Source organism: Rhodococcus sp. T2V (genome assembly GCF_029269925.1).
In the GTDB taxonomy this organism is placed as follows: Bacteria; Actinomycetota; Actinomycetes; order Mycobacteriales; family Mycobacteriaceae; genus Rhodococcus_F; species Rhodococcus_F koreensis.
Window position 1 is genome coordinate 34,939 of the sequence record NZ_JARJBD010000027.1, and the last position, 13,576, is coordinate 48,514.

Sequence of the window (13,576 nt, forward strand, 5' to 3'; positions counted from 1 at the left end):
TCGGCGGACACCGCCGACACGGTAGGCGGGCCAGCGCGTCAGTCCAGGAGAATTGTGGCGAATGTCGCGACCTGCCTGAAGCCGATGCGTGCGTACGCGCTGCGGGCCACCGTGTTGAAACTGTTGACGTAGAGACTGGCGATGCGGCCCTCCGCGATGACGGCCTCCGCGACCGTGGCGGTGCCCGCCGCGCCGAACCCGTGTCCGCGGTACATCGGGTGCACCCAGACGCCCTGGATCTGCCCGACCCGCGCGGACACCGAACCGACCTCGGCCTTGAACACCACCTGATCGTCCTCGAATCTCGCCCACGCCCGGCCTGCGGCGATGAGATTGGCGACACGGCGCCGGTATCCTCGACCGCCGTCGTTGGCGCGGGGGTCGATGCCGACCTCCTCGATGAACATCGCGACCGCGGCAGGCAGGTACTGCTCGAGTTCGTGCATCCGCACCTGGCGGACCAACGGATCCGGGCGGCATTGCGGCGTACTCGCCAGCGCCAGCAGCGGCTGATCGGGCCGGACCTCGCGGGCAGGCCCCCAATCCAGCTCGAGCATCTCCCACAACGGCAACGTCAACTCGGCCCGCCCGACCAGCGACGAGCACATGCGCGGCGTGCGACAGGCGCGGTCGGCGAACGCCCGCATGTCGTCGATGCTGCCCCGCAGCGGCACGAAATTCGCGCCGGAGAAGCACAACGATTCGAGCGGCCCGCCCCGACTCCACAACTCTCCGTGGATCATCCGGGGATCGATACCGCCCTCTTCCACGCGAGCGGCAACCATGCAGGCGGCGACAGGATCGGCGTCGAGAACGCGGAGCACGTGTGCTGCGTCCCGACTGCTCAACTGTTTGGCACCGAGGAGCTTGAGCATCTACCCAACCTTGTCAGCTAGTGGACCTGCCCACCAGATTGCCACGAACTCGCCGGAAACGGGAGACGTTTCGTAGCCCGCTGCGGGCACCGGGTCAGCTGACCGTCACGACGGGAGATCCGGACGTCGCGTCGCCCTTCATCTCCTCTGCGATCCGCATCGCTTCCTCGATCAACGTTTCGACGATCTGCGCCTCCGGCACCGTCTTGATGACCTTGCCCTTGACGAAGATCTGTCCCTTGCCGTTTCCGGACGCGACACCCAGATCGGCCTCGCGGGCCTCACCGGGACCGTTGACGACGCACCCCATGACGGCCACGCGCAGCGGGATCTCCATACCCTCCAGTCCGGCGGTCACCTCGTCGGCCAACGTGTACACGTCGACCTGGGCGCGCCCGCACGACGGGCAGGACACGATCTCGAGCTTCCGGGGCCGCAGGTTCAGCGACTGCAGGATCTGCGTGCCGACCTTGATCTCCTCGGCGGGCGGGGCGGACAGCGACACCCGGATGGTGTCGCCGATGCCGTCGGCCAGCAACGCGCCGAACGCCACCGCCGACTTGATCGTGCCCTGGAACGCGGGACCGGCCTCGGTCACCCCCAGGTGCAGCGGGTAGTCGCACTGCGCCGCCAGCTGCCGGTAGGCCTCGACCATGATCACCGGGTCGTTGTGCTTCACCGAGATCTTGATGTCGCCGAACCCGTGTTCCTCGAACAGTCCCGCCTCCCACAGCGCGGACTCGACGAGCGCCTCCGGCGTCGCTTTGCCGTACTTCTGCATCAGCCGCGGGTCGAGAGATCCGGCGTTGACGCCGATCCGGATCGGGATGCCTGCGTCGCCTGCCGCCTTCGCGACCTCCTTGACGCGTCCGTCGAACTCCTTGATGTTGCCGGGGTTCACGCGGACGGCGGCACAGCCGGCCTCGATCGCGGCGAAGATGTACCGCGGCTGGAAGTGGATGTCGGCGATGACCGGAATCTGGCTCTTCTTCGCGATGGTCGCGAGCGCGTCGGCGTCCTCCTGCCGCGGGCAGGCGACGCGCACGATGTCGCAACCGGATGCCGTGAGTTCGGCGATCTGCTGCAGCGTGGCGTTGACGTCGTGCGTCTTGGTGGTGCACATCGACTGCACGGATACCGGGAAGTCGCTGCCGACACCGACAGATCCGACCTGGAGCTGGCGAGTCTTGCGGCGAGGTGCGAGAACGGCGGCCGGGCCTTCGGGCATACCCAATCCGACAGGGCTGGTCACGTGGGTGCCTTCTTTCGTAGCTTCAAGTCCGAGTTTAGCGATCACTGGAAGAGCTTGATCGGGTTGACGATGTCGGCGGTCAGTGTGAGGAGCATGTATGCGCCGCCTATGACGATCACCACATAGGTGACGGGCAGGAGCTTCATGTAGTCGACGGGTCCGCCGCGCGGAAGCCCGCGCCTGCTGCGGAACCAGTCCCGGACCCGTTCGTACACGGTGACCGCCATGTGCCCGCCGTCGAGCGGCAGCAGCGGAAGCAGGTTGAACATTCCGAGGAAGAAGTTCAGGCTCGCCAGCAGCAGCACGAATGCTTCCCAGATGCCCTGTTCGGCGATCTGACCGCCGATGACGCTCGCGCCGTACACCGAGATCGGGGTCTCCGGGTCGCGTTCGCCGCCGGTGACCGCGTGCCACAGGTCGACGGCCTTGCTCGGCATCTGCACCATCCGCTCGGCGGTCATCACGAACATGTCGCCGGTGAACTCGAACGACGCGGGAACCGCGGAGAGGGCCGAGTGCTCGACGACGCTCGGGGTCGCGCCGATACCGATCGCACCGACGGTCGCCTCGTGCGGTTCGGTCTCGCCCTTCTCCTGGACCCAGCGCTGCACCTGCTGGACCGGGACGACGATCGTCTGCTCCTCGCCGTCCCGCTCGATCGTGAAGTCGACCGGACCGGACAGCGGCCGGGTCGCGGCGGCCACGTCGGCGAACGTCGGCGTGTCCTTGCCGTCGACCGCGGTGATGACGTCGCCGGTCCTGATGCCCGCCTGCTCGGCGGGGCCCGGGCCGGTGCACTCGGACAGGGCGAAGTCGGGGCCGGGACCCTGGGTCGGCGCCGCGCACCCGACCGACCCGACGACCGCGTCGGTGGACCGGTTCAGATCGGGCAGGCCCCAGCCGACGGCGAGGACGTACACCAGCACGAGGCCGAGGACGAAGTTCATGCCGATGCCGCCGGACATCACCGCAAGGCGCTTCCAGGTGGGCTTCTTGTACATGGCCCGGTCTTCTTCGTCCGGTTCGAGTTCGTCCAGCGCCGTCATCCCGGCGATGTCGCAGAACCCGCCGAGCGGGAGCGCCTTGAGCCCGTACTCGGTCTCACCGCGGCGGAAGGAGAAGACCTTGGGTCCGAAGCCGATGAAGTACCGGCGGACCTTCATGCCGGTGGCCTGCGCCACCCACATGTGCCCCGCTTCGTGAAGTGCGATCGACAACGCGATCCCGAGGGCGAAGAGAACAACGCCCACTGCGAACACCATGCAGTTCTAGCCTTCCTGCTTCACGAGCTGACGTGCTCGCTCACGTGCCCAGCCGTCGGCGGCCAGTACGTCTTCCACGGTAGCCGGTGGCGCCGACCACTCGTCCGCCTCGGACAGCACGGAGGCGACGGTGCGGACGATGCGCGGGAACCGGATGATCCCGTCCAAGAATGCCTGAGCGGCGACCTCGTTCGCAGCGTTGTAGACGGCGGTGAGGCATCCCCCACCCTTGCCCGCCTCGCGGGCGAGGTCGACGGCGGGGAAAACCTGCGAGTCGAGTGGCTCGAATTCCCAGGTGGATGCGGTGCTGAAGTCGCAGGCCGCGGCGGCGCCCGCCACTCGGTGCGGCCAGCCGAGGGCCAGCGCGATCGGGAGCTTCATGTCGGGTGGGCTGGCCTGCGCGAGCGTCGAGCCGTCGGTGAACGTGACCATCGAGTGCACGATGGACTGCGGGTGCACGGTGACGTCGATCCGGTCGTAGTCGACGCCGAACAGCAGGTGGGTCTCGATCAGTTCGAGCCCCTTGTTGACGAGGGTCGCCGAGTTCAGCGTGTTCATCGGCCCCATCGACCACGTGGGGTGGGCGCCGGCCTGCTCGGGTGTCACCGATTCCAGCCGGTCGGCCGTCCAGCCTCGGAACGGTCCGCCGGAGGCGGTGAGGACCAGGCGGTCCACCTCGTCCGCGCTGCCACCGCGCAGGCACTGGGCCAGCGCCGAATGCTCGGAGTCGACCGGCACGATCTGTCCCGGCGCCGCGGACGCCGTCACGAGTGGCCCGCCTGCGACGAGCGACTCCTTGTTGGCCAGCGCGAGCCGCGCCCCGGACCCGAGCGCGGCCAGGGTCGGCTCCAGGCCCAGCGAACCGACCAGTGCGTTGAGCACGACATCCGCTTCCGTCGTCCGCACGAGTTCGGTGACGGCGCCCGGTCCGCTCAGCACGCCGGGCAGAGCCAGCGAGGCCGCCGCGCCCGGATCCGCGACTGCAACGGACGACACACCCGTCTCGCGAATCTGCCGGGCCAGCAGTTCGACGTTTCCGCCACCGGCCGCGAGCCCCACCACCGTGAACTTGTCCGGGTTGGCGGCCACCACCTCCAACGCCTGGGTGCCGATCGAACCTGTGCTGCCGAGCAGCAGGACGCGAGTGGGCCTGTTTTCATCCACCTGCCCATTGTTCCTGATCACCTGCCCATTGTTCCTGATCGAATGCGGACCGCCCGCCATGGATGGCCCCACTACATACGACGGGCAGTCGTATGTCACGATATGTCGAGTAGCGCAACCGAATCTGCAGGAGGATCGATCGTGGCCGGTACCCAGTTGGAGCCCTCGTCCAGCGACCCCATCGTGGCCGCACACATCGACACCGCGGAGGTCCCGTCGGCGGCATGGGGCTGGAGCGGTGAGGCGCCGAAGACGTTCCGGTTCTTCGGATGGTTCTTCGCCGTGTTCCTGCTGCTCATGATCATCGGCAACCACACCGGCCTGGTCGAGGACCTGTGGCTGATCGCGTGCGCAGCCGTGATGTTCTTCATCCTCATTCGTGACATCGTCCTGCGGCGCAAGCCCCGGTAATACCGAACCACGAACGAAACCCCTCGTCTCCGATAACTCGGGGACGAGGGGTTTCGTCGTATCGGCCTGCGTGACGAAATACTCAGTTCTCGGCCGCGAGCTGGCCGCAGGCGGCGGCGATCTCCTGGCCGCGAGTGTCCCGCACCGTGCAGGACACACCCTGTGCCAGCACGCGCCGGACGAATTCCTTCTCCACCGGCTTCGGGCTCGCGTCCCACTCACTGCCCGGTGTGGGGTTCAGCGGGATCAGATTCACGTGCACCAGCGGTCCGAGCGCCTTGCGCAGTTTCTTACCCAGCATGTCGGCGCGCCACGGCTGATCGTTCACGTCCCGGATCAGCGCGTACTCGATGGAGACCCGGCGACCGGACTTGTCCGCGTAGTAGCGGGCGGCGTCCAGGACCTCCGCCACCGACCAGCGGTTGTTCACGGGGACCAGGGTGTCGCGCAGTTCGTCGTCCGGGGTGTGCAGGGACACGGCGAGCGTCACGCTGAGGTCCTCGTCCGCGAGCTTGCGGATCGCGGGCGCCAACCCCACCGTCGACACCGTCACCGAGCGTTGCGACAACCCGAGGCCGTCGGGGGCGGGCGAGGTGATGCGGCGGACCGCGGCGACCACGCGCTTGTAGTTGGCGAGCGGCTCCCCCATGCCCATGAACACGACGTTCGACAACCGGCCCGGACCGCCGTGGACGTCACCGTCGCGCAGGGCCGCGGCCGCGGCACGCACCTGGTCGACGATCTCGGCGGTCGACAGGTTGCGTTGCAGCCCGCCCTGACCGGTCGCGCAGAACGGGCACGCCATTCCGCACCCGGCCTGACTGGAGATGCACAGCGTCGCGCGGTCGGGGTAGCGCATGAGGACGCTTTCCAGCAGCGTCCCGTCGTTCGCCTTCCAGAGCGTCTTGCGGGTGTCGCCACCGTCGCAGGCCAGGTGCTTGACGGGGGTGAGCAGCGTCGGGAACAGCGCCGCGCCCACCTGTTCGCGCACGGCGGCCGGGAGGTCGGTCATCTTCTCCGGATCCGCCTCGAGCCGCGCGTAGTACTGCCGGGCCAGCTGGTCGGCCCGGAACCCGGGCAGACCCAGCTCCTTGACGGCCTCCCGCCGCTCGGTGGAGTCGAGGTCCGCGAGATGCTTGGGGGGCATCCCACGCCGGGGCGCGGTGAAAACGAGGGGAAGCGAGACAGCCATAGTTTCTCCATTGTCCCATTGATTCGGGGGTCGTTGTCGTGCGGATGCCTGATCGACGTTGTTTCGCCGCCCGATGCGCATGCGGAACCCGCCCAGGTGGGTGAAGATCAACTCATGTCGACAACACCGGACGACCCCTCGAACTTCCCACCGGACGTCCCGGCCGGTCGTGGTCCCGGTACCGGAGCGGCGCCGACGGACCCGGCACAGCCCGACACGTCACCGGCAGGCACCGAGCATCCCGACATCGCCCGCCGCAAAGGCATCAAGCACACGCGGGTGGGTGCCACCTGGACCGGCCTGGTGATCGGAATCGTCGTTCTGGTACTGCTTCTCGTGTTCATTCTGCAGAACCTCGACAGCGTGACCCTCGAGCTGTTCGCCTGGGATTTCACGCTCCCGCTGGGCGTCACTCTGCTGTTCGCGGCGATTGCGGGCGCGGTGATCATGGCCCTCGCGGGCGGTGTCCGCATCATCCAGATCCGGCGGGCGGCGAACCGGCAGCGACGTCTGAACAGTAATTTCTAACTGAACAATAGTTACGCAAGTGGATTGCGCCGCCGCCTTGCGAGCAGAATTACTGTCGTGGATATCACCGGAACGGCACGACTGTGAAGGCCGACATGGAGACGACTGTGGCACCGCGCATCGCAGCTGAACAAGCACGATCCTGGCTGCTGGTTCCCGCCGGCAAACCCGAAGGTTTCGAGGCGGCACACACCAGCGCCGCCGACGCGGTGATCCTCGACCTCGAGGACGCCGTCACTCCCGACCGCAAACCCCGGGCCCGGGCCGACGTGGTCGCGTGGCTCGGCGAGAACCGCCGCGCGTGGGTGCGGATCAACGACGCCACCACGCCCTACTGGGCGGACGACCTGGCAGCCTTGCACGGTGTGCCCGGACTCGAGGGCGTCATGCTCGCCAAGACCGAGAGCGGGATGCAGGTCGACGCGACCGCCGAGCGACTCCCCGAGGGCACGAAGGTGCTCGCTCTCGTCGAATCCGCGATGGGGCTCGAGGCCGCACCCGAGATCGCCCGGACGGAGGCCACCTTCCGCCTGGCGTTCGGCAGCGGCGACTTCCGTCGCGACACCGGCATGGACGACTCACCGCTGGCGATGGCGTATCCCCGCTCCCGGCTGACGGTCGCCAGCCGGGCCGCCCGGATCGCACCGCCGATCGACGGCCCCACCCTCGGCACCGACATCGACGCGCTGATCCGCGCGTCGGCGCTCACCCTGTCGATGGGCATGACCGGGAAGCTGTGCATGACCATCGCGCAGACGGCTCCGGTCAACGACGCACTGAGTCCGTCCCCGGCCGAGGCCGAATGGGCACGCGACGTGATCGCGGACCTCGGCGAGGACGGTTCCCGGGTACGGGACGGCAGCGACCTCCCCAAGCTGGCGAAGGCCAAGAAGATCAACGCGCTCGCCAAGCTCTTCCACATCGCACCGCGGTAACGACACCGGTCAGAGCAGTTCCAGCCCGGCGGGCTTTCGGCGGACGTGCACGCGGTAGCGCACGTCGAGAGCCACGCCGGGGGTCTGCGCGAATGCCGTGGACGCCGTCTTCTTCGTGAACTCGATGCCGAGGACTGCGCGCAGCGCTTCCCGGTTCGGGAAGCGCCATCGTGTCTCCACTCGGGCCAGGTCGAACCCCTGCGCCGCGAAGAAGTCCTCCACGGCCGCCGGGTGGTAGTGCGGCAGGTCGGCTCGCATCCATTGTCCGTAGGGGTGGGCCGTCGCGTCGAGATCGACCACGACCAGTGCGCCGCCCGGGCGCAGCACCCGCATCGCCTCGCGAATTCCACGGCCGCAGCCCGGTCCGAAGAAGTACGCGGTCCGCGCGTGCACGACGTCGACGGACGCACCGCCCAGGGGTATGCCCTCCGCGGAGCCGTCGAGCACGCGGACGTTCGGCAGGTGCCCCACGCGGGCGCGGGCCCGTTCCAGCAGCGGCGGATGGGGTTCGATGCCGTAGACCGTGGCCGCGGACTCCGCGAAGACCGGGAGATGGAAACCGGAGCCGCAGCCCACGTCCGCGACGACGCCGCCCGTCCAGCCCACGGCCCCGCGCAGGTGCCGGAAGATCGCACCGTCCACGTCCTGGGCACGGTTCTCCACCTCGTACCACTCCGGCCAGTGCCAGATGTTCGGGCTGGGAATGGTCACGACAGCGCGGTCACACGAGGACCGTGAGCACCAGCCACGTCACGAACGCCGACGGCAGCAGGGAATCGAGACGGTCCATGATCCCACCGTGCCCGGGAAGCAGAGTGCCCATGTCCTTGATCTGCAGCTCGCGCTTGACCTGGGATTCGATGAGATCGCCGAGCGTGGCGGTGACCACCAGCACGACACCGAGGAGCACACCGATCATCGAGTTCTCGTCGAGGATCAGCGTGACCGTCAGCAGGCTTCCGATCACGCAGAACAGCAGCGAGCCGAAGAACCCTTCCCACGACTTCTTGGGGCTGATCGCCGGCACCATCGGATGCTTGCCGAACAGCACACCCGCCGCATAACCACCGACGTCGGAGCAGACCACGCCGATCATCAGGCACAACACCCGCCCGGCGCCGTCGTCCTGCAGCACCATCAGCACGGCGAACGACGCCAGCAACGGAATCCAGGACGCCACGAACACGGTGATCGCGGTGTCCCGGAGGAAGTTCTGCGGCGTCGCCTTCAACCCGTGGTCGAACAGGCGCCAGACCATGCAGACCAGCACCGTGCCCGCGAAGGCACTGAGCACTCCGACCGGGCCGAACGGCCACCCGAGCCACAGGATCGCCTGCCCCCCGGCGATCAGCGGGATCCGGGGGGCGCTGATGCCGGCCTCGCGGAGCCGCTTCGTGACCTCCCACGTGGCGACGGCCATCGCGACCGCGACCACCCCGATCCACACGAGGGGCACGTAGACGAGGATCAGGATGAGCGCGACGCCGAGCCCGACGCCGACGCCGATCGCCGCGGGGAGGTTACGCCCGGCCTTGGACTTCGCGGCCGTGGCCGGTTCCGGCGCGGGCTTCCCCTCGGAGACCGGTCCCGAGGGGTCGCCCTCGGAGATGGGTCCCCCTGGGGTCCCGTGTTCTGCTGGCACGGTCACTGTCCCCGATCCACTCCTCGTCTCGTGACTAAACTTCCAGTAACTCGGCTTCCTTGTGCTTCACCAGTTCGTCCACCTGCGCGACGTACCGGGCGGTCGTCTTGTCGAGTTCCTTCTCGGCCCGCCCCACCTCGTCCTCGCCGGCCTCGCCGTCCTTCTGGATCCGGGACAGCTCGTCCATCGCCTTGCGGCGCACGTTGCGCACGGACACCTTCGCGTCCTCGCCCTTCGACTTGGCCTGCTTCACCAGTTCGCGGCGTCGTTCCTCGGTGAGCTGGGGAACGGAGATGCGGATCAGGTTTCCGTCGTTGGACGGGTTCACGCCCAGGTCGGAGTTCCGGATCGCCGTCTCGATGGCATTCAGCTGCGAGGCCTCGTACGGCTTGACGACGACGAGTCGCGCTTCCGGCACGTTGATGCTGGCGAGCTGCGTGATCGGGGTGAACGCGCCGTAGTAGTCGATCCCGATGCGGTTGAACATGCCAGGATTCGCGCGGCCCGTTCGGATCGATCCGAGATCGTCCTTGGCCACCGTGACAGCCTTCTCCATCTTCTCCTCGGCTTCGAAGAGAGCTTCATCAATCACGGCTGTTCCTCCATGTCGTTCTGCATCGATTCGTCACTGCCTCTGTTTCGGGAAAACCCTGTGTCGAGCGTGGCACGCGCGTCATGACTTGACGAGCGTTCCGATCTTCTCACCGGACACCGCCCGAGCGATATTCCCCTCGGTCAGCAGATTGAACACCATGATCGGCATCTGGTTGTCCATACACAGGCTGAAGGCCGTCGCGTCGGCCACCTTCAGCTCCTGTTCGATGACCTCACGGTGCGTGATCTGCGTGTACATCGTGGCGTTCGGGTCGAGGTTCGGGTCCGCGGTGAACACACCGTCGACGGCCTTGGCCATCAGCACCACCTCGGCGCCGATCTCGAGGGCCCGCTGCGCCGCGGTCGTGTCGGTCGAGAAGTACGGCATGCCCATGCCGGCGCCGAAGATCACGACGCGTCCCTTCTCGAGGTGACGCTGGGCGCGCAGCGGAATGTACGGTTCCGCCACCTGACCCATGGTGATCGCCGTCTGCACGCGGCTGTCGATGCCCTCTTTCTCCAGGAAGTCCTGCAGAGCAAGGCAATTCATGACGGTGCCGAGCATGCCCATGTAGTCGGAACGCGCGCGGTCCAGACCTCGCTGCTGCAGCTCCGCACCACGGAAGAAGTTGCCGCCGCCGATGACCACCGCCACCTGCACCCCGGATCGCACGACCTCGGCGATCTGCTCCGCGACCTTGGTCACCACGTCGGGGTCGAGACCGACCTTGCCACCACCGAACATTTCTCCGCCGAGTTTGAGAAGGACTCGATGGAATCCCGTACGTTCGTTGGCTGGTTCGGACATTGCTCTCCTCAGTTCCACAGCACTCGTCGATTTCGACAGCGGCCGAGCGCACCCACGCGGCTACCCGGCCCATTCAGACGGCCATCCTCATCCTGCCTCATCAGGACGGTGGCGGTATACGTAGGCCCCGCCGGGCGAGCGCACTCGTCCGACGGGGCCATACGACTCACACGAGCAGTTACGAAGCACCGACCTCGAAGCGGACGAAGCGCTTGATGGTCACACCGGCCTCGTCGAGGATCGCCTTGACGGACTTCTTGGAGTCCTGGACCGAGGACTGCTCGGTCAGCACGACGTCCTTGAAGTAGCCGTTGACGCGGCCTTCGATGATCTTCGGCAGAGCCTGCTCCGGCTTGCCCTCGGCGCGCGCGGTCTCCTCGGCGATGTGACGCTCGTTGGCGACGATGTCCTCGGGGACCTCGTCGCGCGTGACGTACTTGGCCTTGAGCGCCGCGACCTGCATCGCGGCGCCGCGAGCGGCCTCCGCAGCAGCGTCGCCCTCACCGGTGTACTCGACGAGGACGCCGACGGCGGGCGGCAGGTCGGCGCTGCGCTTGTGCAGGTAGACCGCGACCGGTCCGTCGAACGAGGCGATCTTGCTCAGGACGAGCTTCTCGCCGATCTTCGCGGACTGCTCCTGGATGACGGTGTCGACCGTCTTGCCGTCGAGTTCGAGCGCCTTGAGGGCGTCGACGTCGGCCGGCTTCGCAGCGGCGGCGACCGTGACGATCGACTCCGCGAGCTTCAGGAAGTCCTCGTTCTTCGCGACGAAGTCCGTCTCGCAGTCGAGCTCGAGCAGGACGCCGTCCTTGGAAACGACCAGGCCCTCGGCCGTGGTGCGCTCGGCACGCTTGCCCACGTCCTTGGCGCCCTTGATGCGCAGCTGCTCGACAGCCTTGTCGAAGTCGCCCTCGGCCTCAGCGAGAGCGTTCTTGCAGGCCATCATTCCGGAGCCGGTGAGCTCGCGGAGCCGCTTGACGTCAGCGGCGGTGTAGTTCGCCATGGTGAGCGAGCCTCCTCATATGTCTGTTGGGACGTAAGTCAGGGTAGTACTCGGGGCAGACCGTGAAACGGCCCTGACCAAAGATCTCTTGGTCAGGGCCGTGTGCATCGGATCAGGCCTCGGTGGAGGGAGCCTCTGCTGCGGGGGCCTCGGCAGCCGGAGCCGCCTGTGCCTCAGCTGCGGGAGCGGCCTCTGCTGCGGGCGCTGCCTGCGAGAGCAGTTCCTGCTCCCACTCGGCGAGGGGTTCACCGGCGCCGGCCTCGGGCTTCGCGTCCTTGTCGGAGCTCAGTCCGGCACGGGCCTGCACGCCCTCGGCCACCGCGGAAGCGACGACCTTGGTGAGCAGGGCGGCGCTGCGGATGGCGTCGTCGTTGCCCGGGATCGGGTAGTCGACGAGGTCGGGGTCGCAGTTGGTGTCCAGGATCGCGATGACCGGGATGTTCAGCTTGCGCGCCTCGGCAACCGCCAGGTGCTCCTTGTTGGTGTCGACGACCCACACCGCGGAGGGGACCTTGGCCATGTCGCGGATACCGCCGAGGGTGCGGTCCAGCTTGGTCATCTCACGCGTGAGCATGAGGATTTCCTTCTTGGTGCGACCCTCGAAGCCACCGGTCTGCTCCATCGCCTCGAGCTCCTTGAGGCGGAGAAGACGCTTGTGGACGGTGGTGAAGTTGGTGAGCATGCCGCCGAGCCAGCGCTGGTTGACGTAGGGCATCCCGACGCGAGTGGCCTCGGCCGCGATGGACTCCTGGGCCTGCTTCTTGGTGCCGACGAAGAGGACGGTGCCGCCGTGGGCAACGGTCTCCTTGACGAATTCGTACGCCTTGTCGATGTACGTCAGCGTCTGCTGCAAGTCGATGATGTAGATGCCGTTGCGGTCGGTGAAGATGAATCGCTTCATCTTCGGGTTCCAGCGACGGGTCTGGTGACCGAAGTGCGTGCCGCTGTCCAGCAGCTGCTTCATTGTTACGACAGCCATGGCTGTGTATCTCTCTTTCATTGCCGGTTGATGCCGAACGTCGGTGACGTTCCGCCCTGGCGCCCGTGAACCGTCGGACTCACATCGAAATGCGAGACCAGCCGACGATCCGTACACTGCGCGGACGCGCGAAGTCGGACTGTGCGAACACAGACCGCTCGATCAGTGTACGGCCTCCACGTCCCACGCCCTAACCGCCCCTGCCACACCCGGTCCACGCGTGCAAGGGTTCTGCGAAATCTGTGGACGAATCAGGATCCATCCACAATGTCGCCCGCCGCCCGATATTCGCCCCGACGTGCGGGATCGTCGAGCCATGACGAAGTTCGGGACGATCCTGCGGGTCCTGACCGCGACGGTCACGGCGACGACCCTCCTGGGCGCCGCGGTACTCCTCTCCCCGCCCGCCGAAGCCGCGCCGACCGGGGACTTCGACTGGCCACTGCACCCGCGGCCTCGCGTGGTGCGGGCCTTCGACAATCCCGAGCACGACTGGCTTCCCGGCCATCGCGGCGTGGATCTGGGTGGCGTGCCCGACGAGGCGGTGCTGTCCGCGGGCGCGGGCGTGGTGGTGTTCGCAGGCACGGTCGCGGGTAAACCCGTCGTCTCGGTCGACCACCCGGGAGGTCTGCGCACCACGTACGAACCGGTGACCGCCCGGGTCACCGCCGGGCTGCGCGTCGGCCGCGGCACCGTCCTCGGCACACTCGAACCCGGGCACCCGGGCTGCATCGCCCCCGTCGCCGCGTGCCTGCACTGGGGTCTGCGCCGCGACCGCGAATACCTCGACCCACTCGGACTCGTCCGGACGGCGCCGGTACGGCTCCTCCCCGTCGGGCCCCGTGATCGCGGCGGCTAGCGCCACTCAGGGCAAATCGTCGCGGCTAGCGCCACTCAGGGCAGATAGTCGCGGCTAGCGCCACTCAGGGCA

At 67.5% G+C, this 13,576-nt stretch carries 15 protein-coding genes; 4 read left to right on the top strand and 11 right to left on the bottom strand.

Features of this window, described 5'->3' with window-relative positions:
* Window positions 1-38 precede the first annotated feature (38 nt).
* The 4 genes from P3H15_RS22685 to dxr all read right to left on the bottom strand — a co-directional run bounded on the left by P3H15_RS22685 (window position 39) and on the right by dxr (window position 4,553).
* Window positions 39-875, bottom strand: coding sequence for a GNAT family N-acetyltransferase (locus P3H15_RS22685; protein WP_015890310.1), 837 nt, complete (start codon window positions 873-875; stop codon window positions 39-41).
* Between the two features lie 94 nt (window positions 876-969).
* Window positions 970-2,127, bottom strand: coding sequence for a flavodoxin-dependent (E)-4-hydroxy-3-methylbut-2-enyl-diphosphate synthase (gene ispG / locus P3H15_RS22690; protein WP_276139298.1), 1,158 nt, complete (start codon window positions 2,125-2,127; stop codon window positions 970-972).
* Window positions 2,128-2,168: 41 nt separating this feature from the next.
* Complete coding sequence (locus P3H15_RS22695) at window positions 2,169-3,389, bottom strand: RIP metalloprotease (protein WP_276139299.1); 1,221 nt, start codon at window positions 3,387-3,389, stop codon at window positions 2,169-2,171.
* 6 nt (window positions 3,390-3,395) lie between these two features.
* The gene (dxr, locus tag P3H15_RS22700) at window positions 3,396-4,553 is read right to left on the bottom strand and encodes a 1-deoxy-D-xylulose-5-phosphate reductoisomerase (protein WP_276139300.1); all 1,158 of its coding nucleotides are present in this window, start codon (window positions 4,551-4,553) and stop codon (window positions 3,396-3,398) included.
* 141 nt (window positions 4,554-4,694) lie between these two features.
* On the opposite strand from dxr, the gene P3H15_RS22705 reads away from it, so the two are divergent.
* Entirely contained in the window at window positions 4,695-4,964 is a 270-nt protein-coding gene (locus P3H15_RS22705; protein ID WP_276139301.1) for a DUF2631 domain-containing protein, read from the top strand.
* 82 nt (window positions 4,965-5,046) lie between these two features.
* On the opposite strand, the gene rlmN is transcribed toward P3H15_RS22705, so the two are convergent.
* Window positions 5,047-6,156 carry a 23S rRNA (adenine(2503)-C(2))-methyltransferase RlmN gene (gene rlmN, locus P3H15_RS22710; RefSeq protein WP_276139302.1) on the bottom strand — a complete coding sequence of 370 codons (1,110 nt, stop codon included), beginning with the start codon at window positions 6,154-6,156 and terminating at the stop codon, window positions 5,047-5,049.
* Window positions 6,157-6,270: 114 nt separating this feature from the next.
* On the opposite strand from rlmN, the gene P3H15_RS22715 reads away from it, so the two are divergent.
* Both P3H15_RS22715 and P3H15_RS22720 read left to right on the top strand, forming a co-directional pair.
* Window positions 6,271-6,684: a lipopolysaccharide assembly LapA domain-containing protein gene (locus tag P3H15_RS22715; protein WP_276139303.1), complete on the top strand. Its 414-nt coding sequence runs from the start codon at window positions 6,271-6,273 to the stop codon at window positions 6,682-6,684.
* An 83-nt stretch (window positions 6,685-6,767) separates the two neighbouring features.
* On the top strand, window positions 6,768-7,619 hold the full coding sequence (locus tag P3H15_RS22720) for a CoA ester lyase (protein ID WP_206015285.1): 852 nt from the start codon (window positions 6,768-6,770) through the stop codon (window positions 7,617-7,619).
* A 9-nt stretch (window positions 7,620-7,628) separates the two neighbouring features.
* Here the strand turns inward: P3H15_RS22720 and P3H15_RS22725 are convergent, their stop codons facing one another.
* The 6 genes from P3H15_RS22725 to rpsB all read right to left on the bottom strand — a co-directional run bounded on the left by P3H15_RS22725 (window position 7,629) and on the right by rpsB (window position 12,645).
* Window positions 7,629-8,330, bottom strand: a complete 702-nt coding sequence (locus tag P3H15_RS22725; RefSeq protein ID WP_276139304.1) for a class I SAM-dependent methyltransferase — start codon at window positions 8,328-8,330, stop codon at window positions 7,629-7,631.
* 10 nt (window positions 8,331-8,340) lie between these two features.
* Window positions 8,341-9,267, bottom strand: a complete 927-nt coding sequence (locus P3H15_RS22730) for a phosphatidate cytidylyltransferase (protein WP_095860764.1) — start codon at window positions 9,265-9,267, stop codon at window positions 8,341-8,343.
* A gap of 28 nt (window positions 9,268-9,295) precedes the next feature.
* Window positions 9,296-9,853 (bottom strand): ribosome recycling factor, encoded by a 558-nt coding sequence (gene frr / locus P3H15_RS22735; RefSeq protein WP_015890301.1) that lies wholly within the window; start codon window positions 9,851-9,853, stop codon window positions 9,296-9,298.
* Window positions 9,854-9,934: 81 nt separating this feature from the next.
* Entirely contained in the window at window positions 9,935-10,663 is a 729-nt protein-coding gene (pyrH, locus tag P3H15_RS22740; protein ID WP_015890300.1) for a UMP kinase, read from the bottom strand.
* A 178-nt stretch (window positions 10,664-10,841) separates the two neighbouring features.
* Window positions 10,842-11,666: a translation elongation factor Ts gene (gene tsf, locus P3H15_RS22745; RefSeq protein ID WP_072937822.1), complete on the bottom strand. Its 825-nt coding sequence runs from the start codon at window positions 11,664-11,666 to the stop codon at window positions 10,842-10,844.
* A 112-nt stretch (window positions 11,667-11,778) separates the two neighbouring features.
* Window positions 11,779-12,645 (bottom strand): 30S ribosomal protein S2, encoded by an 867-nt coding sequence (gene rpsB / locus P3H15_RS22750; RefSeq protein WP_015890299.1) that lies wholly within the window; start codon window positions 12,643-12,645, stop codon window positions 11,779-11,781.
* 316 nt (window positions 12,646-12,961) lie between these two features.
* On the opposite strand from rpsB, the gene P3H15_RS22755 reads away from it, so the two are divergent.
* Complete coding sequence (locus tag P3H15_RS22755) at window positions 12,962-13,504, top strand: M23 family metallopeptidase (protein ID WP_276139305.1); 543 nt, start codon at window positions 12,962-12,964, stop codon at window positions 13,502-13,504.
* Window positions 13,505-13,576: the final 72 nt, after the last annotated feature.

Coding starts and splice junctions, on each gene's coding strand:
- P3H15_RS22695 (WP_276139299.1), bottom strand. CDS start 3,389: ATGGTGTTCGCAGTGGGCGTTGTTCTCTTCGCCCTCGGGATCGCGTTG.
- P3H15_RS22685 (WP_015890310.1), bottom strand. CDS start 875: ATGCTCAAGCTCCTCGGTGCCAAACAGTTGAGCAGTCGGGACGCAGCA.
- P3H15_RS22715 (WP_276139303.1), top strand. CDS start 6,271: ATGTCGACAACACCGGACGACCCCTCGAACTTCCCACCGGACGTCCCG.
- tsf (WP_072937822.1), bottom strand. CDS start 11,666: ATGGCGAACTACACCGCCGCTGACGTCAAGCGGCTCCGCGAGCTCACC.
- P3H15_RS22755 (WP_276139305.1), top strand. CDS start 12,962: ATGACGAAGTTCGGGACGATCCTGCGGGTCCTGACCGCGACGGTCACG.
- rpsB (WP_015890299.1), bottom strand. CDS start 12,645: ATGGCTGTCGTAACAATGAAGCAGCTGCTGGACAGCGGCACGCACTTC.
- pyrH (WP_015890300.1), bottom strand. CDS start 10,663: ATGTCCGAACCAGCCAACGAACGTACGGGATTCCATCGAGTCCTTCTC.
- rlmN (WP_276139302.1), bottom strand. CDS start 6,156: ATGGCTGTCTCGCTTCCCCTCGTTTTCACCGCGCCCCGGCGTGGGATG.